Annotated in this window: 20 protein-coding genes and 1 pseudogene; 12 read left to right on the top strand and 9 right to left on the bottom strand. The window is 47.0% G+C overall.

Going from position 1 to position 25,599, the window contains the following annotated elements; genetic code table 11:
* Positions 1–105 precede the first annotated feature (105 nt).
* Positions 106–1,338 (bottom strand): tyrosine--tRNA ligase, encoded by a 1,233-nt coding sequence (gene tyrS, locus QT990_RS13230; RefSeq protein WP_333465331.1) that lies wholly within the window; start codon positions 1,336–1,338, stop codon positions 106–108.
* 307 nt (positions 1,339–1,645) lie between these two features.
* Here tyrS and QT990_RS13225 point away from each other — a divergent pair, with 307 nt between their 5' ends.
* The gene (locus QT990_RS13225) at positions 1,646–3,565 is read left to right on the top strand and encodes a transglycosylase domain-containing protein (RefSeq protein ID WP_333146534.1); all 1,920 of its coding nucleotides are present in this window, start codon (positions 1,646–1,648) and stop codon (positions 3,563–3,565) included.
* A gap of 188 nt (positions 3,566–3,753) precedes the next feature.
* Here QT990_RS13225 and QT990_RS13220 read toward each other — a convergent pair whose 3' ends face one another.
* Positions 3,754–4,077 carry a DUF1825 family protein gene (locus QT990_RS13220; protein WP_190661255.1) on the bottom strand — a complete coding sequence of 108 codons (324 nt, stop codon included), beginning with the start codon at positions 4,075–4,077 and terminating at the stop codon, positions 3,754–3,756.
* Positions 4,078–4,227: 150 nt separating this feature from the next.
* Between QT990_RS13220 and QT990_RS13215 the strand changes: the two genes are divergently transcribed.
* The gene (locus QT990_RS13215; protein ID WP_333465319.1) at positions 4,228–4,437 is read left to right on the top strand and encodes a hypothetical protein; all 210 of its coding nucleotides are present in this window, start codon (positions 4,228–4,230) and stop codon (positions 4,435–4,437) included.
* On the opposite strand, the gene lepB is transcribed toward QT990_RS13215, so the two are convergent.
* Together lepB and QT990_RS13205 are read right to left on the bottom strand one after the other, a co-directional pair.
* A complete protein-coding gene (gene lepB / locus QT990_RS13210; RefSeq protein WP_333146532.1) occupies positions 4,414–5,007 on the bottom strand; it encodes a signal peptidase I in 594 nt (197 codons plus the stop codon). The two genes, QT990_RS13215 and lepB, sit on opposite strands and share 24 nt — an antisense overlap.
* A gap of 324 nt (positions 5,008–5,331) precedes the next feature.
* Positions 5,332–7,809 (bottom strand): ATP-dependent Clp protease ATP-binding subunit, encoded by a 2,478-nt coding sequence (locus QT990_RS13205; protein ID WP_333280805.1) that lies wholly within the window; start codon positions 7,807–7,809, stop codon positions 5,332–5,334.
* A gap of 707 nt (positions 7,810–8,516) precedes the next feature.
* Here QT990_RS13205 and QT990_RS13200 point away from each other — a divergent pair.
* The 7 genes from QT990_RS13200 (at position 8,517) to QT990_RS13170 (ending at position 19,136) form a co-directional block, all read left to right on the top strand.
* Complete coding sequence (locus QT990_RS13200) at positions 8,517–10,580, top strand: histidine phosphatase family protein (protein ID WP_333465318.1); 2,064 nt, start codon at positions 8,517–8,519, stop codon at positions 10,578–10,580.
* Positions 10,581–10,739: 159 nt separating this feature from the next.
* On the top strand, positions 10,740–12,752 hold the full coding sequence (locus tag QT990_RS13195; RefSeq protein ID WP_333465317.1) for an EF-hand domain-containing protein: 2,013 nt from the start codon (positions 10,740–10,742) through the stop codon (positions 12,750–12,752).
* 215 nt (positions 12,753–12,967) lie between these two features.
* Positions 12,968–13,285, top strand: a complete 318-nt coding sequence (locus QT990_RS13190; protein ID WP_333409108.1) for a hypothetical protein — start codon at positions 12,968–12,970, stop codon at positions 13,283–13,285.
* Between the two features lie 129 nt (positions 13,286–13,414).
* Positions 13,415–15,334: a globin domain-containing protein gene (locus QT990_RS13185; RefSeq protein ID WP_333465316.1), complete on the top strand. Its 1,920-nt coding sequence runs from the start codon at positions 13,415–13,417 to the stop codon at positions 15,332–15,334.
* Positions 15,335–15,518: 184 nt separating this feature from the next.
* The gene (locus tag QT990_RS13180) at positions 15,519–16,988 is read left to right on the top strand and encodes a cache domain-containing protein (RefSeq protein ID WP_333409104.1); all 1,470 of its coding nucleotides are present in this window, start codon (positions 15,519–15,521) and stop codon (positions 16,986–16,988) included.
* Complete coding sequence (locus QT990_RS13175) at positions 16,958–17,665, top strand: adenylate/guanylate cyclase domain-containing protein (RefSeq protein WP_333409142.1); 708 nt, start codon at positions 16,958–16,960, stop codon at positions 17,663–17,665. The genes QT990_RS13180 and QT990_RS13175 overlap by 31 nt, the downstream gene beginning before the upstream one ends.
* Positions 17,658–19,136: a mechanosensitive ion channel family protein gene (locus tag QT990_RS13170; RefSeq protein ID WP_333409103.1), complete on the top strand. Its 1,479-nt coding sequence runs from the start codon at positions 17,658–17,660 to the stop codon at positions 19,134–19,136. The genes QT990_RS13175 and QT990_RS13170 overlap by 8 nt, the downstream gene beginning before the upstream one ends.
* Positions 19,137–19,207: 71 nt before the next feature.
* Here the strand turns inward: QT990_RS13170 and rimI are convergent, their stop codons facing one another.
* Positions 19,208–19,861, bottom strand: a complete 654-nt coding sequence (gene rimI, locus QT990_RS13165) for a ribosomal protein S18-alanine N-acetyltransferase (RefSeq protein ID WP_333409101.1) — start codon at positions 19,859–19,861, stop codon at positions 19,208–19,210.
* A 180-nt stretch (positions 19,862–20,041) separates the two neighbouring features.
* Between rimI and lysA the strand changes: the two genes are divergently transcribed.
* The 3 genes from lysA (at position 20,042) to QT990_RS13150 (ending at position 23,351) form a co-directional block, all read left to right on the top strand.
* Positions 20,042–21,460: a diaminopimelate decarboxylase gene (gene lysA, locus QT990_RS13160; RefSeq protein ID WP_333145782.1), complete on the top strand. Its 1,419-nt coding sequence runs from the start codon at positions 20,042–20,044 to the stop codon at positions 21,458–21,460.
* Positions 21,461–21,690: 230 nt separating this feature from the next.
* Positions 21,691–22,584: a diadenylate cyclase CdaA gene (gene cdaA / locus QT990_RS13155; RefSeq protein ID WP_333465315.1), complete on the top strand. Its 894-nt coding sequence runs from the start codon at positions 21,691–21,693 to the stop codon at positions 22,582–22,584.
* A gap of 20 nt (positions 22,585–22,604) precedes the next feature.
* Positions 22,605–23,351: an isoprenyl transferase gene (locus QT990_RS13150; protein ID WP_333465314.1), complete on the top strand. Its 747-nt coding sequence runs from the start codon at positions 22,605–22,607 to the stop codon at positions 23,349–23,351.
* A 138-nt stretch (positions 23,352–23,489) separates the two neighbouring features.
* On the opposite strand, the gene QT990_RS13145 is transcribed toward QT990_RS13150, so the two are convergent.
* The 4 genes and pseudogenes from QT990_RS13145 to QT990_RS13130 form a co-directional block, all read right to left on the bottom strand.
* Positions 23,490–23,762: a DUF3143 domain-containing protein gene (locus QT990_RS13145; RefSeq protein WP_333102291.1), complete on the bottom strand. Its 273-nt coding sequence runs from the start codon at positions 23,760–23,762 to the stop codon at positions 23,490–23,492.
* An 83-nt stretch (positions 23,763–23,845) separates the two neighbouring features.
* Positions 23,846–24,325, bottom strand: coding sequence for a J domain-containing protein (locus QT990_RS13140; RefSeq protein WP_333145770.1), 480 nt, complete (start codon positions 24,323–24,325; stop codon positions 23,846–23,848).
* A gap of 287 nt (positions 24,326–24,612) precedes the next feature.
* Positions 24,613–25,188 carry an HAD family hydrolase gene (locus tag QT990_RS13135; RefSeq protein WP_333055499.1) on the bottom strand — a complete coding sequence of 192 codons (576 nt, stop codon included), beginning with the start codon at positions 25,186–25,188 and terminating at the stop codon, positions 24,613–24,615.
* Between the two features lie 57 nt (positions 25,189–25,245).
* Positions 25,246–25,599: pseudogene (locus tag QT990_RS13130) on the bottom strand (Rpn family recombination-promoting nuclease/putative transposase); the annotation flags it as partial.

Raw genomic sequence — 25,599 nt, 5'->3', positions numbered from 1 at the left:
CTTCAGTATTCATCTGCGGTTAAAAAAATAGATTAGTCATCGCCATAATTGCCTGTTTTGAACAGGCAAGATGCCTGTTCCACAATCATTATTGGAGATGTCTATTCAAGACACCAATCGAACAAACTTATTTTTCCCGACTTGCAAAACCTTACCTTCCAATTCAGCAGGTGATTCAAAGGTGAGGTTAACATCAGAAACTTTATCGCCCTCCAACTTCACCCCACCGCCCTGCATCAACTTCCGCGCATCACCGCTGCTTTTACAAAGCCCGCTAGCACTCAGAATATAAAACAACTTAGCCGGAAACTGCACACTTGCCAAAGAAAACTCCGCCACAGCATCAGCTTGTCCCGCAGCACCTTTAACCAGCGCAATTGCATCTTGTTGTGCGCGATCCGCCGCTTCCTTCCCCCGATACTGGCGCACCACATCCAAAGCCAAAAGTTTCTGTTTTTCTCGCGGATTTTCTGGCAATTCATCAAGCGGCAAATCTGTCAATAGTTCAAAATATTGGGCGATCGAACTATCAGCAATTTTCTCCAACTTAGAATACATCGTCAGCGGGTCTTCCGACAAACCCACATAATTGTTCAAAGACTTCGACATCTTCTGCACCCCGTCAGTCCCGATCAAAATCGGCATCAGCAAACCAAACTGCGGTTTCATCCCAAAATGCCGCTGCAAATCTCTCCCCACCGCAATATTAAACTTTTGGTCAGTTCCCCCCAACTCAACATCAGCTTCCAAAGCCACCGAATCGTAACCCTGCATTAGTGGGTACAGAAACTCGTGCAGATAAATCGCATTCTCCTGCTGCATCCTGTTGTCAAATCCCTCTTTAGCGAGCATCTGCTGCACCGTCATCGTCTTCAGCAGTTCCAAAATCTTCGCCAAGTCCAATTTTGACAACCACTCGGAGTTATAGCGAATTTCCAAACGTCCGGGCGTGTCAAAATCTAGAATCGGACGCACTTGGTCTAAATAAGTCTTGGCATTTTCCGCCACTTGTTCGGCCGTCAACTGGCTACGCATCTCCGACTTCCCTGTCGGATCGCCAATTCTTGCGGTAAAATCTCCGATCAGCAGTACGGCTGTGTGACCGGCATCTTGAAAAGCCCGCAGCTTGCGGACGCAAAGGCTGTGTCCCAAGTGAATGTCACTCCCTGTCGGGTCAATTCCCAGTTTGACGCGCAACGGTCGATCGACTGTTGCCAGCAGTTGGGCTAAATTTTCGTCAGGGTTGCTAGAATCAGGTCGATCTGGAAAAATCTCGCTGACGCCGCGGTAAAGCGCTGAAAGGTTAGGAGTTATCATCGGGGAGCGATCGTCCATCATATTTTGCCAAAGTGCAGCAGAATTAGTTACACTCACTGGTTGACGCATAAAAACATAACTATCAAGCTACTATAATCCCAAAGCTGACCGGCTTTCATTAGCTGACCCCGCCCAAAAACGGATACCAGCCCCCGACAACAGTCGTGGAGATCCCCAAATTTTAGACTCTTGTTCAAACTCCCAGATTCATCTGTGGAATAAATCTAAAATCTAAAATCTAAAATCTAAAATCGACTGACAGTCTCTAGGGTTCGCATCTAAAATTAAAAGTCTTAAACCCCAAATCGAGTGAGGAAGTGAAATCCACGTGTCAACCAACGCAGTCCGCAATAACACGGAAAACTCAGCCCCCGTATTCGAGTTTGTTCAGTCAGTCAGTAAAGTGACCGCCGGAACCATACTCAGCATGACAATGCTTGCCAGTTCCGTAGTCGCTGGTGGACTGGTTGGCTTAGCGATCAGCTTCCGCAATTTGCCAGATGTTCGGATCTTGCAAACCTACTCTCCCACAGAAACTACCCACATTTACGACATCAACGGCAAGCCCCTAGCCAGCATCCACGATGAAGCCAACCGGGATGTCGTACCCCTTGACCAAATCTCCCCGAACCTGAAACGAGCTGTTCTGGCGATCGAAGATAGCAACTTTTTCACCCACAAAGGTATCAACCCCGGCGGGATAGCCCGAGCTCTGATAGTCAACCTAGAGAAAGGTAGAACCGTTGAAGGCGGCTCGACTATGACTATGCAGCTAGTCAAGAACCTGTTTCTATCTCCCCAGTCAAAATTTAGTCGCAAAGTAGCTGAAGCGGTAATGTCTATCCGCTTGGAGCAAATTCTCAACAAAGACCAAATTCTGCAACTATACCTGAATCAAATCTACTTAGGTCACAACTTGTACGGCGTAGAGACAGCCTCTCGAAGCTATTTCAACAAATCAGCAAGTAATTTGACTCTTGCAGAAGCAGCGATGCTGGCCGGCTTAATTTCTGCCCCCGAAGAATACAGTCCTTTCGTCAATTACAAGTTGGCAAAAGAGCGGCAAACCCTCGTTTTAAACCGCATGAAGGATCTTAAATGGATTACGCCGGCCCAAGAGACTGCTGCCCGCAAGGAAAAAATTAAGCTAGGCAAAATTACCTCTTTTGGGGGCTCTCAAGTTCCTTACGTAACACAAGCCGTAGTCCAGGAACTGACGAGGCGTTTCGGGCGAGATGCCGTGGTTAAGGGAGGAATGCGCGTTCAAACCACGATCGACCTCAAAATGCAGCGCATAGCCGAAGAAACCGTCAAAGCGTGGCACAATCGGCTTTACTACCAAGGGCTGTTTTACGATCGCGAGGAAGGTCAAATTGCCCTAGCCGCGGTAGATCCCCGCACCCACTTCGTCAAAGCAATGGTTGGCGGCGTCGATTACGAAAAGAGTCAGTTCAACCGCGCCATTCAAGCACGTCGCCAGCCCGGATCTGCTTTTAAACCTTTTATCTACTACGCTGCCTTTGCTAGCGGCAAATACGGCCCCGATTCAGTTGTCTACGACTCCCCTGTCGGCTACCGCGACGGCGACGGCTACTACTACCCTCAAAACTACGGTGGCGGCTTCTCCGGTGCCGTCAGCATCCGCAGAGCTTTGGAAGTATCTCTGAACATTCCCGCCGTCAAGCTTGGCCAAGAAGTCGGATTGAATAAAGTGATTGAGATTTGCCGCGTGCTCGGCATCAGAAGTCCGATGGAACCGGTGATTTCTTTGCCATTGGGTGCCGTTGACCTCACTCCTTTAGAAATGGCCGGCTCTTTTGCTACCTTCGCCAACAACGGCTGGCATTCTGACACCACGTTTATCGTGCAAGTCACTGACAGCAGCGGCAATGTCTTGCTCGACAATACGCCCAAACCCAAATTAGTTCTCAATTCCTGGGCGGCGGCATCTGTCAACAGCGCCCTGCAAGGGGTAATTACCAGCGGAACGGCAAGGGCGGCTCAAATTGGCCGGCCGGCTGCGGGGAAAACTGGTACAACTTCCTCTGAACGGGATATCTGGTTTGTGGGTTACGTGCCGCAGTTGTCGGTGGCTGTTTGGATGGGCAACGACAATTATAGACCGATGAGCTACGGTGCTACTGGCGGTGGGATTGTCGCCCCTGTTTGGCGGGATTTTATGAGCCAAGCTTTGGAAGGCGTTCCCGCAGAAAGTTTCAAACCTGCTTCAGCTTTTGAGCGGCCTTAATTCTTGGGAATGGGACAATTTTAGATTTTAGATTTTAGATTTTAGATTGAAGAATTGATTAGTAAAGTGGGAATCTTTTATTTTTATTCCTTCTTCCTTTTTCTTTCTTCCTTCTTCCTTCTTTCTTCTTTTACATCCGTTACATCCCTTACAGAATCGGTTGCCGAACTTCCTTCTTCCTTCTGACACTAGGATTGTTTTTCCAGCTCAGATTTCATCCGCTCCAGCGTTGAGTTCATTTGATCGAACATCTGCTGGGGCGTGATCCCAAATTGATTGAGCTGTGTTTTTAACTGCTCTACAGTCATCTGAGCCATGAAGTCCTCAGACAGCTCGAAGCGCTTCATAAAAATACGGTAGCGCTCCATCATTGATTCCATCTGAGCGATGAACATTTTCTTGCCTTCGCGATCGAATTTGCCGTAATTGCCACCTAGTTTGATGAGAGATTGATAGTCTTCAAACAACAGCTTGGCTTCTTGCTGAACAATTTCTGAATCAAAAAATCCCATAGCTTTCCTAATTTTTTAATATTCTACTAATTTCGATCTAGGCGAGAAATCCCGCTGCTTTTTCTACTATTTTATCAGTTGCCGGAGGAAGTCCCTACCCCTTAAGGCGCAAGAATAAGTAGAAATTTCCGTACAGGATAAGGCATGAGAATGGGGCATTGGGCATTGGGCATTGGGCATTGGGCATTGGGCATTGGGCATCGGGCATCGGGCATCGGGCATCGGGCATCGGGCATCGGGCTTGCCATGACAACAGTCAACAGTCAACTGTCAACAGTCAACAGTCAACTGTCAACAGTCAACAGTCAACTGTCAACAGTCAACTGTCAACTGACTTCAAACTTCCCCGATGCGTTCTAGAGGCCAAAACCGCACTACAGCGCGGCCGATGATATTCTGCTTAGGTAAAAATCCCCACCTGCTGGAGTCGTTGCTGTTGTTGCGGTTGTCTCCCATCACAAAGTATTCATTTTCTGGGACGCGATAAGGCCCCCACTGGTACTTAGGAGGTTCGGCAATATATTTTTCGACGAGGGGTTTGTCGTTGAGATAAACTAAACCTTTTTTAACGGCGACGGTTTGACCCGGTAAGCCAATTACCCGCTTGATGAATGCTTGGTCTTGGGTAAAGCCTTGTTCTTGCAACTTTTCGGGCGGGGCAAATACTACGATGTCGCCAGTTTTGGGAGGTTCGAGGTAGTAGGAGATTTTTTCGACTACGACGCGATCGCCCACGTGCAAAGTTGGTACCATAGAATCTGAGGGTATGTAGCGCGGTTCGGCGACCAACGCTCGAATCACTATTGCTAAACTCAAAGCAATAATCACTATCTGCAGATTTTCTCGCTGCGACTTCCACGCTTTCTGCCACCAGGTTTCAGGCGGATTTTCTGCTACTTCTGTACCCAAATTCTTTTTTTCAGATGTCATTTATTTCTCCACTATATAGTTCTTGCTAATTATCTAATTGCCCTTGAAGTAGCTCGCTCTAATTAAACGTAAAACTTTGTTGGGGTATTCAGAAACCCGGAAGGGCGAACACGGCGGCGCCGTCCTACAGAAACCGAGTCGATCGGTCTCCTATTTTTTGAGACGAAGATACTTAGAAAAGTAAGCGTACATTGTGTTGATATTAACTCATAAAAAAGGCAGAGAACTAAGATTCTCTACCTTTTTTATTTGAGGATTTTGAGTTGTTTGCGATTACGAGATTGGTTATTTCAAAACTTAACTCGCGATCGCACTTACTCAAACTTACTCAACGCCTTGGGGCAGCAATTCCCGCTTTTGACCTTGCAGCACCTTAACAATTCCGTCCTCGCCCACATCAACAACAGCGGTGTCGCCGTCTTTGATGCGGCCAGAAAGGATTTCCTCAGCCAAACTGTCTTCCAACAAGCGCATAATGGCGCGGCGCAGGGGTCTGGCTCCGTAGCTGGGGTTGTAGCCTTCTTCGACCAGCCGTTCTTTGAATTTTTCGGTCACTTCCAGGGTGATTCCCTGTTCTGTCAAACGACCGAACACTTCTTTGAGCATAATGACGGCGATTTCCTTGACTTCTTCCCTGTTCAACTGGCGGAAGACGATAATTTCGTCGAGTCGGTTGAGGAATTCGGGGCGGAAGTAGTTTTTGAGTTCTTCGTTAACCAAAGAACGAATGCGGTTGTAATTAGCATCGGCTTGGTTGTCGCTGAACTCGAAACCGAGGCCGCCGCCGCCTTTTTCAATCACCTTAGAACCGATGTTGGAGGTCATAATCAGCAGCGTGTTTTTGAAGTCCACGGTGCGACCTTTGGCATCTGTTAAGCGGCCGTCTTCCAATATTTGCAACAGCATATTGAAGACATCGGGGTGGGCTTTTTCGATTTCGTCGAACAGCACGACGGTGTAAGGACGGCGACGGACTGCTTCTGTGAGTTGGCCGCCTTCGTTGTAGCCGACGTAGCCTGGAGGAGAACCGATGAGTTTGGAGACGGTGTGACGTTCCATGTACTCCGACATATCCAGCCGAATCATCGCGTCTTCTGAACCGAAGAAGTAGCCGGCTAGGGCTTTGGTGAGTTCGGTTTTGCCGACCCCGGTGGGCCCGGAGAAGATGAAACTGGCGATCGGGCGATTGGGATTTTTCAAGCCAACGCGAGCCCGACGGATGGCGCGGGAAACCGCTTTCACTGCTTCTTCCTGCCCGATCAAGCGCTGGTGCAAGGTATCTTCCATGTGCAGCAGCTTTTCGGATTCGGATTCGGTCAGTTTGTTTACCGGGACGCCCGTCCAGCTTGCCACGATTTGAGCGATATCTTCTTCGGTGACTACTGGCGATGGGTCTGTTTCGCCGGTGCGGGCCGAGTCGGTTTTTTTGGCTTGGGAAATAGCGCGAATTTCGGCTTTGATGGTCATTTCCCGATCGCGCAATTCGCCGGCTTTGTCAAAGTCTTGAGAACGCACCGCTTCGTCTTTATCTTTGAGGACTTGGCGGAGTTCCTTGTCAAGTTCTTTGGCTGCGGGGGGAAGTTGGGAGTTGATCAAGCGGACTCTAGAACCAGCTTCGTCTACCAAGTCAATTGCTTTGTCTGGGAGGAAGCGATCGGAGATGTATCGGTGAGAGAGTTTGGCTGCGGCTTCCAAGGCCGTGTCCAAGATTTTCAGCTTGTGGTGCTGTTCGTAGCGTTCCCGCAGACCGAAGAGAATCTCGATCGTCTCGTCAACCGTGGGTTCGCCAACCATGACGGGCTGGAAGCGCCGTTCTAGGGCTGCATCGCGCTCGATGTGCTTGCGGTACTCGTCGAGGGTGGTAGCGCCGATACACTGGAGCTCGCCTCTTGCCAAAGCCGGCTTGAGAATGTTTGCCGCGTCGATCGCGCCTTCAGCCGCACCTGCACCGATCAAAGTGTGTACTTCGTCAATCACCAAAATCACGTTACCCGCTGTGCGGATTTCGTCCATGATTTTTTTGAGGCGTTCTTCAAATTCGCCCCGGTATTTCGTCCCCGCAACCAGCAAGCCGATGTCGAGGGTAACGACGCGCTTTTCTTCGAGGATGTCTGGGATGTCGTTGTTAGCGATGCGCTGGGCCAGGCCTTCGGCGATCGCGGTTTTACCGACTCCGGGTTCGCCGATGAGCACCGGGTTATTTTTGGTGCGGCGACCGAGGATTTGAATTACCCGTTCGATTTCTTTTTGGCGTCCGACTACTGGGTCTAGTTTGCCATCGACCGCCATTTGAGTCAGGTTGGCGCCGAATTCATCCAGGGTTGGGGTTTTGGTGCGGGCACCGCCGCCAGTGGCTGCGACTTCTGCGGTTTCTCCCAGCATCCGAATCACTTGGGTGCGGACTTTCGACAAGTCTACTCCCAGGTTTTCTAAGACTCTGGCCGCTACTCCTTCACCTTCGCGGATCAGGCCCAGCAGCAGGTGTTCAGTACCTATATAGTTGTGTCCGAGTTGGCGAGCTTCTTCTAGGGATAGTTCTAGAACCCGCTTGGCGCGGGGAGTGAACGGAATTTCGACTGCTACGAAGCCGGAACCGCGCCCGATGATTTTTTCCACTTCAATGCGCGCGTCTTTTAGGTTGACGCCCATTGATTTGAGGACTTTTGCTGCAACCCCGGTTCCTTCTCCGATCAGACCCAGGAGGATCTGTTCTGTCCCTACGAAGTTGTGACCCAGGCGGCGAGCTTCTTCCTGGGCCAACATGATTACTTTTATTGCTTTTTCTGTGAAGCGTTCAAACATGATTTATTCCCATCACCTGCTGCTATGTGCCCGTTTCGAGGTCACGCTCGCACAACGAGCGTTTGTGTTCGAGTGTTAACTCGTACTGCTTATTCTAGCGCGACACTCCCAACCTATCTGCCGCACTCGGCTGCGGTTGCAGATTCCAGGCTCATGTTGCAGGATGGCTTTCAACTGGGAAGACCCAAATGGTGGCTGACCTACAACCTCCCCTAGACTGCAAGAAGATTGCTCTTCTCGGCCCGTGCCCAACCTACGACTGCGTATTGATGGATTCTAGCACAATCTTTTTGGCTGTCATGTAGGCGCAAAAGTGATAATTCTCGAAGTAAAGGCCGGGTTTTGCACAAAACTTATTAGTTAGATGGGCGATCGATCCCCTAAACTCACCATTAAGCGGCAGGCCATCTCCCGAATATGTTGGTTTGGGATGGCGACAGCGAGCTGGGCTTTCTTCATCTAAAATTTTGCCCCCGATTCGTTGAAGATTTGGGTATTCTTCCTGTTGTCAGTTGTGCGATCGCTCCCGAGCAATTAGTGAGCGTTGCTACACTCCGAGGAGTTTGCCTCAGACTATACTCAGCATGGTTCAAGACATTGCTTTCGTAGCAGAGTGCTTTGGTCGTTAACTCGTCTGACTTAAAAGTTTGAAAATTCAATCGTGGAAAAGAATCTAAATCCTGTTTAAGGCGTAGTGAAAGTAAATAATGAACACTAGAAACTTAGATGACCAGGTAGAAAGTACCGACAATGGATCGATCGAAGTTACAAGTAAATTCCAGGATGCAGCTACAACAACTTCTGCAGCTTCACCAAAAGAATTCAATCCAGAACAGCTAGGACGTGTCTACTTTATTCGGCACGGTGAAAGTACCAGTAACGAACGCAACATTTTTGCAGGAGTTCTGGATGTTGACCTCACATCCTTTGGCCGATTGCAGGCACGCCGTGCAGGTGTTGACCTTAAGAAAAAAGGTACAAAGTTTGACGCAGTATATGTCTCCCACATGAGGCGTGCACGGCAAACCTGTGAAATCGCCCTTGCTGAAAGTCAAGCACTAAAGTCGCAAAATACCCCCGTTGAGATAGATCATCGAATTAGCGAAAAATCCTTTGGCATTTTTGCAGGGCGCAACCTAAATCTGCTGCGTCTAGCACTGGGCTACGAAGGCTTCGAGGAAATGTTGCATTCACATAACGAAGCACCCCCGGCTGGCGAAAAGATTGCCCAAGTTTACTCTCGCGCTGCCCGTTTCTACGAAGACAAAATTGTACCGCACTTGGAACGCGGTGAAACAGTTCTAGTAGTGTGCCACCAATATGTATTGGAGCCTCTAGCACTTTATTTAAGCGGTCTACCGCCGACAGCTTATAAACACCTGAAACTCCCCAATGGTAAAGCCCTCAGCGGTGTGGATCTCGTCAAGTTTCGCGACAAGGAATCCGGCGGTGCTGCTTCCCTGCGGAAAGAGATCAACGATCTTTCAATTATGTGGGCGATTTTGATCTATGCCGCCGCCTTCTTGCTGGGAAGCTTGGCAAGGGCAATCAGCACCTCAGAAGCAGGGATTCCGTCAGTTTTATTTCGAGCAATAATCGTTGCGTGTCTTGCCGCCTCAACGTTTTATACCTACCTAGACATTGACTTTGCAGCGAGTAAACGCAAAGTAACCTCTACTGTGAAGTATCTCGTTTATGGGTGGATGGCAGTGCGATGGGCAGTTGGGTTATTTTTAATATTTTCTGGGCTCTTGTATCAGACTGAAGCGGATCTGTACAAAGTGTTGTGGGTTCTATTTTGGATGGTTCCGCCAGCCCTGACTTCCCCAGTTTTATCCGTGCTTTGGGGCGGTAATCTTTATCCGTCGGCTCTTTTGTCAAGAACGCTATCAATCGTTGCTCCACTGGCGCTTCTGGCTACATTGAAGGTTGCCAATTTACCCATTAACGTTGACAGCCTGATCTTTTTCGGTGTCATTCTAATTGTAGGTCTGGCAATACCGGGTGCGATCGCCCAGTTTTGGCGCGACAAATCCCCTGTTGAATCAAACCACCACAGTAAAAACTGGAAATTCATCGGAGTGCTTGCTGTCGCATTCATGGCCTTGGCAACAGGCTTTCAGTTTACTCCATCAACCTTCATTTCGGATCTATTTTCTTCAACCGATCCGAATCGCTCGCTCGCTTGTCTGCAACAACTAGCATTGGCAACTTTGGTCTTTGTCTCAATGCGCGTTTTGGCTGTATTAACCTCAGCATTTACAAAGGGCAAGCTTAGCAAGGCAGAAGCTCGCGATGCTTACATCCTGCTTGTGAATCCCAACTTTTTCCTTTGGGCGGCTCTTTTCATCGGAGTTAGTGCAACTGCAAATCCAGAAGCCGTAAAATATGCAATTTTTTGGGCAGCCCTAGGCTTTTTCTGCATACCACTCATCGAACAGATATTGTTCATGAATTCATTTGGCAATGACATATTGAGAGAAACACTGCGTTCTTCGAGAGTGGCAACAGCAGATATCAAAAAGCTGTTCATGCAATTGGATACGGATGGAAGTAAGGCACTAGAACGAACTGAGATTATGGAGTTGTTAGGGCTAATCGAAGATATGACAACAGGCGAACGTAGCTCTGAAGAAGTCAGAAGCTACATCACTGATTATCTTTTTAATACTCTTGACTCCGATAAAAATGGCAGTGTTGATTTAGCGGAGTTAGAAGAGTACATATCAACGTATGGGTTAGTTGCTAACCTGAACGTTGCTCAAATCTAAACTTTGGATCAATAAGCATGACATTATATTCAAATTTGAAAAATGATGTCATGCTTATTTGTCCGACTGCTGTATACAGTAATGCAAGAATGATAGTTTTAGCTGGCTCCCTAACTGGCGAAAAATTGGAAAACAAAAAAAACCGAGGTTAATCTCACGATGGATACTCCGAGAAAAATTTTAGAGGAATTGCGACAAGTCTTTACCAAGATTGGTGGAAAAGACCAACAAATCGATCGCTCGGAGTTTAAGAAAGCTATGGGGCTGAAAGATGAATATTTTGCCGAGCGAATGTTTGCGATGTTTGATAACGATAAAAGTGGCGTTATCGACATAGAGGAATTTCTGAAAACAGTAGAGGAACTTGTCTTTGCAACTGAAGAGCAAAAACTGAAATTTGCTTATCAATTGCACGACATTAACGGGGATGGCTCCATCGAAAAAGACGAAGTTTCTCACTTGATTGCTGCTAGCTTGAAGGAAAATAATTTAACCTTTCCGCCGGAACAAGTTACCGGTCTGGTTGACATTTTGTTTTTAGAAGCTGATACCGATAAAAGTGGCGAAATTTCTTTTGAAGAGTTCAAAGGTTTAATCGGAAAGCATCCCGATCTGCTTGAGGCGATGGCAGTTAGCCCCGTTAGCTGGTTAAAACCTCGCCAGCCAGACGACGACGCCATAGCAGTTGCGCCCAAAGAGAAAAGGTCGCCAAAGGCGTACATCAAGCATTATATTCAAAACAACTGGGTCAAGATCGCTTTTTTGTCCCTCTATCTTATTGCCAATCTGGTTCTTTTCTTTGGGGCTGTCGATCGATATGCAAGTCTAGGCGCAAATGTGTACGTTCAAATTGCGCGGGGATGTGGCGCAGCGCTCAACTTCAACGGGGCATTGATCCTAATTCCCATGCTGCGGCATTTTATGACTTGGCTTCGCAAAACAAGGATCAACAACTATCTGCCGATAGATGAAGGCATCGAGTTTCACAAGCTCGTGGGTCAATTCATGTTTGCCTTTGCGATCGTCCATACGATCGCGCATTTCCTCAATTACACCACATTGCCGGTTCCCTTTGCCCAGAGTCTTTTTGCGACGAAGGCTGGCTTGTCAGGATTTTTATTACTGCTAGTTTTCGCAGTTATGTGGGTGACAGCGCAAGCTCCAATCCGCAAAGGCGGAAAATTTGCGCTTTTCTATACAGCTCATATGTTGTACGTCGTGTGGTTTGCCCTGGCGTTAGTTCACGGGCCAGTTTTTTGGCAGTGGGTGTTGTTACCTGTTGTGGGATTCGCGATCGAACTGGTTATTCGCCGGCAGAATACAAAAGAGCCTGCCTATGTAGTTAATGCCTCTTTACTCCCCTCCAAAGTTCTAGGTTTGGAAATTGCACGTCCGAAATCTTTCCACTATCAACCAGGGGACTACGTGTTTGTTAAATGTCCGAGTCTATCCAAATATGAATGGCATCCATTCACAATTAGTAGCGCCCCCGAAATGCAGGATGTCTTATCTGTACACATACGCTCTGCGGGCAGTTGGACTGGAAAATTATATCAACTTTTCCGAGAACAGCACGAGCAATGGATACGGTCAGGTAACTCTAAATACGAGCCTGGAGTGCTTGTCCATTTAGATGGGCCCTATGGGACACCAAGTACCCATATCTTTGAATCTAAGTACGCTATTCTCATCGGTGCGGGTATTGGCGTAACTCCATTTGCCTCTATTCTCAAAAGTATGCTGTACCGAAGCCAACACGGTTCTTCAGGAATGCGTTTGCAAAAGGTACATTTTTACTGGCTCAACCGAGAGCAAAAAGCGTTTGAATGGTTTGTTGAACTCTTATCCAGAATCGAAGCCCAAGACACTAACAACTTATTTGACATTAATTTGTATCTGACAGGTGCCCAGCAAAAGTCAGATATGAAATCCAGCACCCTATTTGTGGCAATGGATTTGATGCATTCCCAAACGCAGGTTGATTTGATTACAGGTTTAAAGAGCCGTACACAAACGGGTCGTCCAGACTGGGAGGAGATTTTTCAAGATATAGCGCAGCAACACGCGCCCAATAAAGTTGACGTATATTTCTGCGGCCCTCCTGGACTATCGGTACAATTGAGAAATCTCTGCCATAAATACGGGTTTGGCTATAGGAAAGAAAATTTCTAGCAAAACTTCTGGCAATTGATTTATGATATTCAGCGAGAGTCATAAGTTTAGGACTTACACAGAAACGGGGGTTATTTGACGTAAAATAGGCTTTCTGGCTATTTCTCTCCGTCGAGAAACCCGGTTGATTTGAACTTTTGCGTAATTCCTGAACTTGCTCTCCGTCATCTCCCAAAAAACCTTACTTGAATATCGAAAAACGAGGAAAATATCCAATGAAGTTAGACAAGTTTGTACTAGCACAAAATATGGCATTTCTAATAGCCATCCCACCAGAAAGTAATTTGGCTAAATTGTTCTCCTTTTGCTTGGCCACAAAGGTTAGAAAAAAGATGAGCGGAACAGAAATATTAAGGATCACCTGTGAGCTAATGGAAAACCCATCTAATTTGCCCTATTGGACTCAAGAGGTGATGGGACTCGATTTAGATTACAGCAGTGAAGAGTGGAAAGCTTTAGGAGAAATGGGCATAAACGATGCAGGAGAGTTTATGGCTATGGTGTCTCAAGAATTGGAAAATTTGACTTTGTAATATTTGGCCTTGGCGTCAGCAAAGAAACTCTCTTCCAACACTCTATTAAAAGCATTCATCAGAGCCGGATAGTTAAAAAACCCGGTCTTTAGACAAGGGAGCATCACCTTTCAAAAGAGAAACAAAAATATGTCTTTAAATGTTGAACTTTTAGAGCAAAGTTTTGAGAAAATCAAACCTCGTGCTGATGAATTTGCCACTACTTTCTACGATAACCTGTTTAAACTTTATCCAGAAGTGAAACCACTGTTTGCCAATACTGAGATGGAAAAGCAACAGAAAAAGCTGATAAATTCTCTGGTTTTGGTAGTAGAAAATCTTCGTTCTCCAGAGGCTTTAGGGCCAGTTCTAAACGCACTGGGAGGGAGACACGTGGGTTATGGAGCGATCGCCAATTCTTACCCGGCAGTTGGAGAAGCACTACTAATGACCTTTGAGGAGTATCTTCAGGAAGATTGGACTATTGAAGTCAAACAAGCATGGATCGATGCCTACGGAGCGATTACTGCTTTGATGTTAAAAGGCGCAGGTGTAGAAACTACACATGAAGAAGTTCCATTAGAAACAGAGATTATTCCCGATAAACAGGTAAGTATAGCAGCTAATCACCAACTAGAATCAGTTCCAGAAAAAGAGCCAGGGTTAGCCGTAGAGGTACTGGAAAGCAGTTTCGATAAAATCAAACCTCGTGCTGATGAATTTGCCGCTAGCTTCTACGAAAACCTCTTCATCGCTCACCCCGAATATAAACCGCTGTTTGCCAATATTGAGATAGAAAAGCAACAGAAAAAGCTCATAAATGCTTTGGTATTGGTAGTAGAAAATCTCCGCTCTCCAGCAGCTTTAGGGCCAGTTCTCAAGGCCTTGGGAGGCAGACACATCGGCTATGGGGTAATTCCCAAATATTATGGGCCAGTTGGAGACGCACTGCTGATGTCTTTTGAGCAGTATCTCCAAGAAGATTGGACTCCCGAAGTAAAGCGGGCGTGGACAAATGCCTACAGAACAATTACTGGTTTGATGTTAAAAGACTCAGGTGCAGATTCTTCACCAAATGTTGTCGCAGATGAAAAAGATGTCATCCACCATCAGCCACAAGAATCAAAGACACAATTACTGAACGAATCTAAGCCGATCGCGCCGCCAACCGAGGAACAGAAAAAGCCTTTAGTATCAATTCAGTTGGATGGTGAAATTATCCACAAAATGCTCTCGAAAATAACTGATAGTTATCGGCAATTTCAGGGTCAATCATTCCTGCAACGATTGGGTGAAGTTCTCAAAGGAATTTTAGAAAAATTCATTGATAATTTTTGGACACAACCCGCCTGGTTAGTTGCTAGTGTTTCAGCCGTTCTGTTCATCATAATTTATGTGGCGGCGGATGATAATTCTGTGCTTGGAAAAATTTTGCAGAGTGTTGATGCTCTTAGTGTGGTCGTTGCTTTAATTTTATTCATTAAAGAAGCACCCGATCGCAGAAAGCAATTTCATTACCAAGCTTGGAGTATAGTTGATGCAGCACACGGCGTAAAAGTTAGCTATGCCAGAATTCTGGCACTCCAAGATTTGAATGAGGATGGTGTTTCTCTTAGAGGTTTGGATGCTATTGGTGCGGAGTTAGTAGATATTAATCTTCCTCATGCCAATCTCAGTAAAGCCAATTTGATGGAAAGCGACTTGAGTAATGCTAATTTGACTTATGCCAATTTAGATAATGCTAATATCAGTCAGGTTAAACTTAGTGGTGCAAATTTAAGTCATGCAAAACTGAGTTTTGCTCGCTTGACTCAGGCTAATCTTAGTAGTGCGAATCTTAGTAATGCTAATTTAATTTGTGCAGAGTTGAGTAATGCGAACCTGAGTGGTGCAGATTTGAGAGATGCTAGTTTGAGTGGTGCCAACTTGAAGAGTGCCTACCTAACTGGTGCAAATCTCAAAGGTGCTAAAGTTAGCATTTCTGACCTGAGTGGTGCTTTGCTCGAAGGTGCTGTTATGCCTGATGGATCAAAGTATAAGTCTCTGGAAGATGGGGGCACAAACAAATAAATTGATCCCAGCTTGTTTTTGACCTTCAAGTCTGCTTTTCTACTCAAGGTGACGACACCGTGAGTAGAAAAGCTTTGGCTTACTGAAATGCGATCGAGACTAATATCGAGACTAATAGTGAGAGATTACTATTTAATTGTTTATACACAAAATAAATAAGGCAAAGAAGATCAGGAAAAATCCTATGCAATTATTTAAGCAGTTAAGTATCAAGACAAAACTCATAGTTATGTTGCTGGTAGTCAGCCTTTGCGCTATGCTCGCCAGCACCTATATATGCTCAAGCAGTGGGAAATCTATTCTGACCGAAAAAGTCTTCAACCAATTAACCAGCCTTCGGGCTGCCAAAACTTATCAAATCCAAGATTATTTTGAAAGCCTTTACCACCACAGCCAAACCCTAAGCGAAGACCTAACAGTCGTCGGCGCAATGCAGGAGTTCAAGACAGCCTACCGCCAACTTGAACAATCAACAGTACCAGCGGATTTTGACGCAAAAATTGATACCTTCTACCGGACAGAATTTTTAACTAAACTAACGCGAACTAACGAGGGTTCCCCCGTTCTGGCATCCTACACGCCAAAAACAACTGCTGCCCGTTACTTGCAGTACCACTACATCGCTGCCAACCCCAACCCCGTTGGCAAAAAACTTCTCCTTGACAATCCAGGCGACGCCAGTTCCTACAGCCGCGCTCATGCCCGCTACCACCCTATTTTTCGCAATATAGTGGAAAAATACGGTTACTACGATATGTTTTTGATCGATCCCGAAGGAACTGTTGTCTACACGGTTTTTAAAGAAGCTGACTTTACCACAAACTTCACCAACGGCCCCTACAACGAGAGTAACCTAGCATCCGCGATCGCCGCGGCACGACAAGCAAATGGAAAGGGCTATGTGAAAATAGTAGATTTCAAACCCTACAGCCCTTCCTACGGTTCGCCTGCGGCTTTTATCGCTACCCCAATCTTTAACGACTCCCAATTCATTGGTGTTTTGGCGTTCCAGCTTCCCGTTGACAAAATTAACAATGTGATGACTGGCAACAAAAATTGGAAAAAAAATGGTCTGGGCGATTCAGGAGAAACTTATCTGGTTGGGTCGGATTATTTAATGCGCTCTGCGTCTCGTTTCCAGATTGAAGACCCAGAAGGTCATGCAAAAACCCTACGCTCGATCGGCACTGATGAAAAGACTGTCAAGAAAATCAAAGAGTTCAATACTACAATCCTCCTACAGGAAGTGCAAACAAAAGCAGTGAAGGAAGCTTTTTTTGGGAAACAGGGCACGGAGGCGATCGACGATTATCGCAATATTCCGGTTTTGAGTTCTTATGCTCCTCTAGACATTGATGGATTGAAGTGGGCGATATTGGCGGAGATAGATGTTTCTGAAGCCTATGCCCCAATTCACTCGTTTGAAAAAACAGTTTTGATTGCGGCTACTTTAATCATCGCGCTAATCACGCTTGTTGCCATGTGGCTGAGTGCAATCTTTGTCAAACCCATCAATACTTTAATCGCTAGCGCCCGCAAGGTGGGGGCTGGGGAATTTGATGCGGTTGTCAAATCTGGTTCGCAAGATGAATTTGGAGACTTAGCTAAGTCATTTAACCAAACATCGGCAGCCTTCGCGCCGAAACTCAACTAATCGAACAGAAAAATCGCGAAAATGAAGCATTAGTCTTAAGTATATTTAGTCCCGCAATCGCCAAACGCCTCAAACAGGGCGATCGAGAAATTGCCGAGCAAATTTCTAATGTCTCGATCTTGTTTTCCGACCTCCACCAATTCACCAAACTGACTCAATCAATGTCGCCTCAAGAGGTTGTTCGCTTGCTGAATGAACTGGTAACAGGCTTTGATGAAATGACAGATAAATACGGTCTAGAGAAGATTAAAACTATTGGTGACGGTTACATGGCTGTATGCGGGCTTGGTATGCCGCGTCTGGATCATGACAAACGCACGCTAGATTTTGCTTTGGAAATGCTGTCGTTTGTCCGCCGATTTAGTTATGAAAAAGACTTGCATCTAGACCTGCGGATCGGCATCAATTCAGGAGATGTGGTTGCGGGCGTGATTGGCAAAAATAAATTGCTCTACGACGTTTGGGGCGATACTGTAAATACTGCCAATAGGTTGAAGTCGGCTTGTCCTCCAGGCTCGATCTTAGTTTCTCAAGACATCTGCGATCGCCTGACCGAACTATACGATTTTGAGCTGGTTGGTGAAATTCAAGAACCAGGAAAAGAACAGCTAGTCGCTTGGCAAATCAAAAATTATAAGCTGACCGCAAGCGTTCGAGAGGAAGCAGTTTATGAGTAATTTAAGCTTGTCAAACGACTGGCAGACCTGGGCGGTAATTGTCGGATTAGGCTTCCCACTCTTGGTGGTTTTACTAGGAGAGGTTATTTATCATCTACAAAGGCGCAATAGACCGCTGGCGACTACGCTGCGGGTTGTAAAAAACCTCGTCCTGCCCTTCTTAATGCTGATGGTTTTAATCAGGAATGTCGTGAGGCTTGACGTTGACGGGAATTTTGCAAAGCTCGTCGCAACGCTGTTTTGGATATCTGTTATCTACGCTTCTCTCTCGCTGTTTAATGTAATTTTGTTTGAAGAAGCTGAGGCAAATACATGGCGGGGACGGATGCCCAAACTGCTGATCGACCTTTCTAGGTTGTTTTTGGTGCTTGTGGGAAGCGCGATCGTACTGGCGGCGGTGTGGGGTGCAGATTTGGCTGGTCTTGCTACGGGATTGGGCGTTAGTTCGATCGTGATCGGTTTGGCGCTTCAGGACACACTAGGCAGCATCATGTCTGGCATTGCGCTGCTTCTGGAACGCCCCTTCAGTGTGGGTGATTGGTTGCGAATTGGAGATATCGAAGGGCAGGTAGTTGATATCAATTGGCGCTCTGTTCGCCTGCTAACTCTCCAGCGCCAGGTGGTTGTCGTTCCTCATCAGTTCATTGGAAAAGAAATAATTCATAATTACAGCCAACCAGAACGCATTTACAACCAACGTATCAATATTGGCTTTTCTTACGATAGCCCCCCTAACCTGGTGAAGCAGGTACTGCTAAGTACAGCTTTGGCTACACAGGGGATATTAGCCGAACCCGAACCTGAGAGCAAAACTACATCCTATGATGAGACTGCAATTATCTATGAGGTGGAGTTTTTTATCGAAAACTTTGAAGATATGGAGCAGATACTCGATCGATTTATGACACGAATCTGGTACGCAGCGCAGCGAAACAACCTGACGCTATATCGCTACCGATACTCCTATGCTGTGGAAGCTGCTGATAAGGCAGATAGCGCTTCCAGTAAGTTAGCCCAAAGCTTGCATTCAATTCCCGGATTTATGCCTTTAGCTAGAGAGGCAAAAAATTTGGATGACTTAACTAAGGGAACTATTTTACAGAAATTTGGTGCGGGTGAGAAAGTCATCCGGCAGGGCGAGCCTGGTAATGCTTTGTACATTATCATTGCGGGTCAGGCTAAGGTAACAGTCACGAACAAGTTGGGCATGGAGTTGGAGGTTATGACTATCTTGAGTGGTGAGTTTTTTGGCGAGATGGCGCTGTTTAGTGGGGAACCGAGTCCGGTATCGGTTGTCGCCGTTGACGATTTGCAAGTTCTTGTCGTCTACTCAGATGCTGTAAATACGATGATTGAACGTCAACCAAGCTTGGGCCGCGAGATAGGTCAAATTATCGAAGCGCGAAGCAAAGCGGTAAGTATGGCCGGGCAGGCAGATGTTTCGTCAAGAGCTGAGGTTGATTCTATATGAGGATTTTGAACTAAATTGATATCGAGTAACCAATTTAGTTCAAAACCAGTTAAATACGCAACAAATTACACTCAAAAATCAAAAATATCGATCGCCAAATGCCAGTTTTTCTGATGCAGCCGATCGCACATCTCCCGTTTCTCATCCGCCAAATATCGCTGAAATTCCGGTTTTTCCAGACCGCTGCGCCACATTACCAGAGCATCTTCCCCAGTGTCTTCGTAGTATCGCTTGCGCCGTCCAGCCTCTTTAAAACCAAACTTTTTGTACAGGGAAACTGCGGCTAAATTCGAGTCCCGCACTTCTAAAGTGGCCCGTTCTAATTGCCTGTCACAAGCCGATTTTAGCAAAGCCAAAAGCAGAGCTTGTCCCAAACCCTGACCTTGAAACTGAGGATGAATTGCCAGCATTATAATGTGAGCTTCTTCTAAAATCGCCCACAAACAACCGATACCAATGAGAGTTGGCGGAATCTGTAGGGGCGGTGCCCCCGTGTCCGCCCGAATCTGTAGGGGCGGTGCCCCCGTGCCCGCCCGAATCTGTAGGGGCGGTGCCCCCGTGCCCGCCGCCTCCCATGTCCAAACACCTAATAAATCGCTGTTAGGACTGTCTAACTCGCGCCTGTAGCCTTCGATCGCCCAAAGTCCGCCAAAACAAAGTCGATCGAGTTCGACAGCACTATTGAGGTCTTCTGCGACGAGATGTTTAATTTGTAGAAAACGCACAGCCGATTTTAAATTTTAGATTTGAGATTTTAGATTTGATCATTACTCACTGCAAGGATGCTCCAGTTCGATCGAGCCTCAGTCAGTCAGCCTGCTTGCGGAATGAATCTGGGGGCAACTGACCCAATTGCTTGCCGTCAATTGTACACTGGGAAAGACCGTAAGGATAGTTATTGCGCGATGGTATCAACTCAATCTTTCGGGGTGGAATCGGGACTTAAGTATCTGTCTGAGTCTCAACAAGCTCTGCAAACTCGATCGCCCAATCAACAACTGTTACCGCTGACAGCCAGTGTTAACAGCAGCGATCGGTTGGAAATCGGAGGCTGCGAGGTGACAGCTTTGGTGGAGCAATTTGGCTCGCCATTGTACATTTTAGACGAAGAAACGCTGCGGGCGGCTTGTACCCAGTACCGGGATGCTTTTAAGCGTTACTATCCGGGCGAATCTCAAGTGCTCTATGCTTCTAAAGCTTGGAGTTGTTTGGCAGTTTGCGCGATCGCAGCTTCCGAAGGTTTAGGGATAGATGTCGTATCCGCCGGAGAAATCTACACTGCACTGCAAGCCGGCGTGGGCCCCGACAAAATCTACTTCCACGGTAACAACAAGTCCCGCGAGGAACTGCAGCTAGCTGTCGAAAGCGGCTGCATTACCGTAGCGGACAATTGGCGGGATTTAGAGACTCTAGCAGAGTTGGGAGAATCCGGTGTCCGCAGCCTCACAGGTGGGCCGACACGAGTTATGGTGCGGTTTACTCCTGGAATTGAGTGTCACACCCACGAGTACATTCAGACGGGTCAAATCGACAGTAAATTTGGCTTTGATCCCAACTCGCTCGATCGAGTATTTACTTTCATCAGCCAACAATCGTCGTTATTTTGCGTGGGAGTGCACGCTCACATCGGCTCTCAGATTTTTGAACTGCAACCCCATGACGATTTAGCCGAAGTCATAATTCAGGCCTTGACAAAAGCACAGAGTTATGGTTTGCCAGCAACAGAAATTAATATTGGCGGCGGGTTGGGCATTCGCTATACTGAAGCGGACGATCCTCCCAGCATTGAAGATTGGGCTCGTACAATTTGCTCCGCAGTGGTAGCAGCTTGCGAGCGGCAGCAATTGCCCTTACCAAAATTGCTTTGCGAACCGGGTCGATCGCTCGTGGGTACAGCTTGCGTTACAGCTTACACCGTTGGCTCTCAAAAAGTCATTCCGGGAATGCGGACGTATTTAGCTGTAGATGGCGGGATGTCCGACAATCCGCGTCCTATTACCTATCAATCAGTTTATCGAGTCCTCGCAGCCGGTAAAATGTCTGCTGCCTTAACGGAAACAGTGACAATTGCTGGGAAACACTGCGAGTCAGGCGATGTTCTGATTAAAGATGCCAAATTGCCAGAGTGTCATGCCGGAGATGTCCTCGCGGTTACGGCCACAGGGGCATACAATTACAGCATGGCTTCTAACTACAACCGAGTACCCCGACCGGCAGCGGTTTTAGTGAGAAATGGGGAAGTTAACACGATTATACAGCGGGAAACTTACCAGGATTTGCTGAGGCTTGACCGCCTTCCTGAACGACTCGGAGCTCCAAAGTAAAAACTTAGAAGTTAAAAGTTAAAAGTTAAAAGAAAGACAATCCATGTTTACTTAGTGACGATTGCTTTTTCACTTTTAACTTTTGCCTTGTTCAGTCACGCGATTGGATTGACACTCCCCGGTCTAAAAACACGGGGATTTTCAGCATATTCCTTATAACAACTGTTCATGGTTCATGGGTTCGAGTGCATCACGGTTCGCGGTTCACAGGCGGTAGCGTTCGATGAACCATGAACAATCAACAATCTGGCTTTAACTTGCCCCTCGTTCAGTCCTTATTGATTCAAGGGATCGATATTGGACTGGTTTTTGCCCTTGCGTATTTGGTGCTCGTCATTGTTGGCGAGCGCAGAACGCTGTGGATGGTACGGGGATTTATCATTTTGATGCTGGCGGCGGCGGTGAGCAACTGGGCTGGATTGAGGCTGTTGCACGTTGCCCTCAACAGCTTGGTGACTGGTTCGGCTGTCGCAATGGCGGTAATATTGCAGTCGGAGTTTCGCCGATTTCTGGAACAATTGGGTCGGGGGGAATTTCGGCAATTGTTTGGACGCGATCGCCGACCAACTCCCGAACCGGACAGCGTAATAGATGAAATTGTGGAAGCAGTAAAAGAACTTTCGCAAAACCGCACGGGCGCTTTACTAATTATAGAAACAGATTCTCCGATCGACGATCGGGATTTTTCGGTGCCGGGATTAAAGCTAAATGCTGAAGTTTCTAAAGAATTGTTGCAGACGATCTTTCAGCCGCAAACTTTGCTGCACGACGGAGCTGTTTTGGTTCGAGGTTCGCGGATCGTGTCGGCGGGGGTAATTTTGCCTTTGTCCGATCGCACTGCGTCGCGGCAGTTGGGAACCCGCCACCGGGCGGCGATGGGGATTACGGAACGGGTGCAAGCTTGCGTGTGCGTGGTGGTGTCCGAGGAAACGGGTTCTATTTCTTTAGCCCAGATGGGACTTTTAAATCGACCTTTGACTAGCAACAAACTTAAGGAATTGCTGGAAGCAAAGCTGTTTCCGTCCGAGGGAGAAAGAGTTGTGGCTCCAATTCCGATCGGCAATCTCGGACGCCAGATAGGATTGAAGGGAGTGACGCTATTAAAACGGATACTGCGCCGTTAGTCGGGTAATCGGGAGAAACCATGAGTCAAGGAATTTGCTTGGAAAAGTTGCCGGAGGATCTGCAACAGGAACTACTGCCTAAGCACATAGCAGTGATTATGGACGGGAACGGGCGCTGGGCTCAGAAGAGGGGGTTGCCGCGGATTGCGGGGCACCGCCGAGGAGCTAGCACTCTGAAGGAACTGCTGCGCTGCTGCAAAGATTGGGGGATTCCAGCTTTAACGGCCTATGCTTTTTCGACGGAGAATTGGGGGCGGCCGGCCGGAGAGGTGGATTTTTTAATGAGTTTGTTTGAGGGTAAACTGCGGCAAGAATTGCGGGAGATGGTGGACGAGGACGTGCAAATTCAATTTATGGGGAATTTGCAGGCTTTGCCGAAGTCTTTGCAGGCCCAAATCGAGCGTTCTGTGACGGCCACTCAGCATAATCAGGGGATTTTGTTTACGGTGGCGACGAATTACGGGGGGCGTCAGGAGATTGTACAAGCTTGTCGGGCGATCGCCACTCAGGTGAAAGAGGGCAAGTTGCAGCCGGAGGAGATTGATGAGGTTTTATTTAAACGCTATTTGTATACTGCTGATGTTTGTGACCCGGATTTGCTGATCCGGACGAGCGGGGAAATGCGGTTGAGCAATTTTTTACTATGGCAAATGGCTTATTCGGAAATTTACATTACTGAGACGCTGTGGCCGGATTTTGATCGATCGGAGTTTCACCGCGCTTTGTCTGATTATCAGCAACGCAACCGCCGATTTGGCAAAGTCTAACGATTTGGGATTTGGGATTTGGGATTTTTTGGTTGATTTTTCAGTTTCCAAGTAGGTCATCTCCTACTCAACATAACGATTTTAGATTTTAGATTGGAGGACAAATCTAAAATCTAAAATCTAAAATCTAAAATCAAATTAGGGGCCGGAGAAAACGGCCGCTTCAATGTCCTGACGTGAGAGGGAGTATTTGAATGCTCGCTGAATGTCTTGGCCGTCGGCTCCAGCATCGATGTAGCGGACGGTGAGTTGGTCGATATCAAGGGAGAGTTCTGCTTTCCAGGTAGGTCGATCGATCTGCCAGCAGTGGAGTTCTCGCCGATCTTGCTGGCAGCCGCGGCTTTTTAGCCACTGCTCGATTTCCGGGAGTGGGTGGTTGTACAAAGGAGTGTCGGCGGAAGGAAGAGTCATGGGATTTTAGATTTTAGATTTTAGATTTTAGATTTGGGATTTGGGATTTGGGATTTTAGATTGGAGATTTGGGATTTGAGGGTTTAATTGCCGCGAATTAAGCCGATCGCGATCGCCAGTACCAAACATCCGATTAAGCTAGCTCCCATGATAAACAGAGCGAACATTTCTCCGGGGGAAAGAGGTCGATCCGTGGGATCTAGGTAAGCGGAGTTGGAAGTTTTTTTGCCCGATCCCGAAACCGGAGTATTGAAGCCTGGGGGTGGCCCAATCACGTTCAGGCGAGAATAGCCTATTTTGAGGTCGTAGGCGAGGCGACGTTCTGGGTTGCTGAGGGTGGCGTAGGCGTTGTTGATCTGCTGAAATTTGGCGGTGGCGACTGCGGGTGGCAGCTCGGTGGTATCGGGATGGTAGAGTTTGCTCAGTTCCCGGTACGATCGCCGAATTTCGATCGCTGAGGCTGAAGGATGCAGCCCTAACAAGCCGTAGTAACTAGAACCCAAGGGGGTTTTGCCGGGTATTTTCTGACTTTCGCTGTTTGCCGTTCCCTCGTTAGGAGTCACCTCAGCGCCTCTGGGCTTGTTGTTTATAATTTTTGATTATTTTAGAGCAGATTTGAGGGTAGCGCCACTATCTGCGATGTCGAGGGGTTGAGGGTGGGCGTAAGGCGACGGCAAGTAACATCAAACTCAGCACCAAGATATTCATGCCGTCGGCTTCATCGATTTGTTATGGGACTTGACGAAGTGTTTGAGATATCTGATATCAATTCCGGTTATATCGGAATGATTAAACCACAGAGGGCACAGAGGACACAGAGAAAGAGAAGAGAGAGATAATAATTCCGATGTCAACGGATTTGATATGACTCACCGATGGATCGGATAAGCCGATTTCGCCAGAACCTTTTCTCGACACTGCGGATATTTTCTTCATATCTGAGTTGATCCAAGTAAAGCAGCAAATACTTCAATTCATCATCCGTCTCCTCCCCCTCAAAGGGGTTTACTCGCACCAGATTGCCATAGCTGCGCTCCCACTTTTGAGGTGTATCATCCACTGCAATGATTGACTCTAGACGATACCCTTTGCGCTTGACCTTTTTGAGATTTTTGCGATTGTAATATTCCAACCATTCCATATCGTAAGCAACTGTGCAGCGATCGCTTGCCCACACAAACGATAAAGTTTTAGGATTTTCAAAGAGGGCTGAGACAATTGCGCTCGCATAAGACGGCGAAGAAGATGTCCAAACTGCCACATCAAACCAGTCCAGGCAATTTTTCAAAAAGACATCTAGAAACGGTCGTTTGTAAATGTGATATGGCTCCACTAAAAAATCAGCTTGCCGAGGGAGAGATGCTTCGGCAGCATAAATTAAAGTTTCATCAAGATCGAGGATCAATAGTTTTTTTCTATAATCCATAATCAAAAATCGTTGATCACTATGTCGAGCTCCACTCCTATACCCAATTACTTTAAACTATGAATCGCCCGATCGCAAATTCTGCACATCCTCAACGCTAAGCCCCGTAACTTGGGCGATCGTGGCATTATCTAGCTGTGAGAGTAATTGTCGAGCGATCGCGATCGCCTTTTCTCGCATTCCTTCTTCTCGTCCTTGTTCTATGCCTTGTTCTATGCCTTGTTCTATGCCTTGTTCTATTCCTTCCTGAACAGCCTTAAGAATTGCTCCTTGTTGGTCATAAATAAACTGTTCTCTTCTGTCCAAATCTTCCACTTCCTCTCTGCTCAAGCTGGCTTGATTCGCAATATTAAAAGCTTCATGTATTTCTGGTATGCTATCCATTGTTTCTGGAACCGATGTCAGACTTCT

This window comes from Microcoleus sp. T3_B1, from assembly GCF_036700445.1.
GTDB lineage: Bacteria > Cyanobacteriota > Cyanobacteriia > Cyanobacteriales > Microcoleaceae > Microcoleus.
This window is presented reverse-complemented; position numbering and strand designations above follow the sequence as displayed.

Excerpts from the sequence above, each read along its gene's own strand:
- QT990_RS13135 (WP_333055499.1), bottom strand. The coding sequence starts at position 25,188 with ATGGATTATAGAAAAAAACTATTGATCCTCGATCTTGATGAAACTTTA.
- QT990_RS13215 (WP_333465319.1), top strand. The coding sequence starts at position 4,228 with ATGGGGCATTGGGCATTGGGCATTGGGCATTGGGCATTGGGCATTGGG.
- lysA (WP_333145782.1), top strand. The coding sequence starts at position 20,042 with ATGGTATCAACTCAATCTTTCGGGGTGGAATCGGGACTTAAGTATCTG.
- QT990_RS13220 (WP_190661255.1), bottom strand. The coding sequence starts at position 4,077 with ATGGGATTTTTTGATTCAGAAATTGTTCAGCAAGAAGCCAAGCTGTTG.
- QT990_RS13205 (WP_333280805.1), bottom strand. The coding sequence starts at position 7,809 with ATGTTTGAACGCTTCACAGAAAAAGCAATAAAAGTAATCATGTTGGCC.
- lepB (WP_333146532.1), bottom strand. The coding sequence starts at position 5,007 with ATGACATCTGAAAAAAAGAATTTGGGTACAGAAGTAGCAGAAAATCCG.
- QT990_RS13150 (WP_333465314.1), top strand. The coding sequence starts at position 22,605 with ATGAGTCAAGGAATTTGCTTGGAAAAGTTGCCGGAGGATCTGCAACAG.
- QT990_RS13190 (WP_333409108.1), top strand. The coding sequence starts at position 12,968 with ATGAAGTTAGACAAGTTTGTACTAGCACAAAATATGGCATTTCTAATA.
- QT990_RS13185 (WP_333465316.1), top strand. The coding sequence starts at position 13,415 with ATGTCTTTAAATGTTGAACTTTTAGAGCAAAGTTTTGAGAAAATCAAA.
- tyrS (WP_333465331.1), bottom strand. The coding sequence starts at position 1,338 with ATGATGGACGATCGCTCCCCGATGATAACTCCTAACCTTTCAGCGCTT.
- cdaA (WP_333465315.1), top strand. The coding sequence starts at position 21,691 with ATGAACAATCAACAATCTGGCTTTAACTTGCCCCTCGTTCAGTCCTTA.
- QT990_RS13200 (WP_333465318.1), top strand. The coding sequence starts at position 8,517 with ATGAACACTAGAAACTTAGATGACCAGGTAGAAAGTACCGACAATGGA.
- QT990_RS13195 (WP_333465317.1), top strand. The coding sequence starts at position 10,740 with ATGGATACTCCGAGAAAAATTTTAGAGGAATTGCGACAAGTCTTTACC.
- QT990_RS13170 (WP_333409103.1), top strand. The coding sequence starts at position 17,658 with ATGAGTAATTTAAGCTTGTCAAACGACTGGCAGACCTGGGCGGTAATT.
- QT990_RS13180 (WP_333409104.1), top strand. The coding sequence starts at position 15,519 with ATGCAATTATTTAAGCAGTTAAGTATCAAGACAAAACTCATAGTTATG.
- QT990_RS13145 (WP_333102291.1), bottom strand. The coding sequence starts at position 23,762 with ATGACTCTTCCTTCCGCCGACACTCCTTTGTACAACCACCCACTCCCG.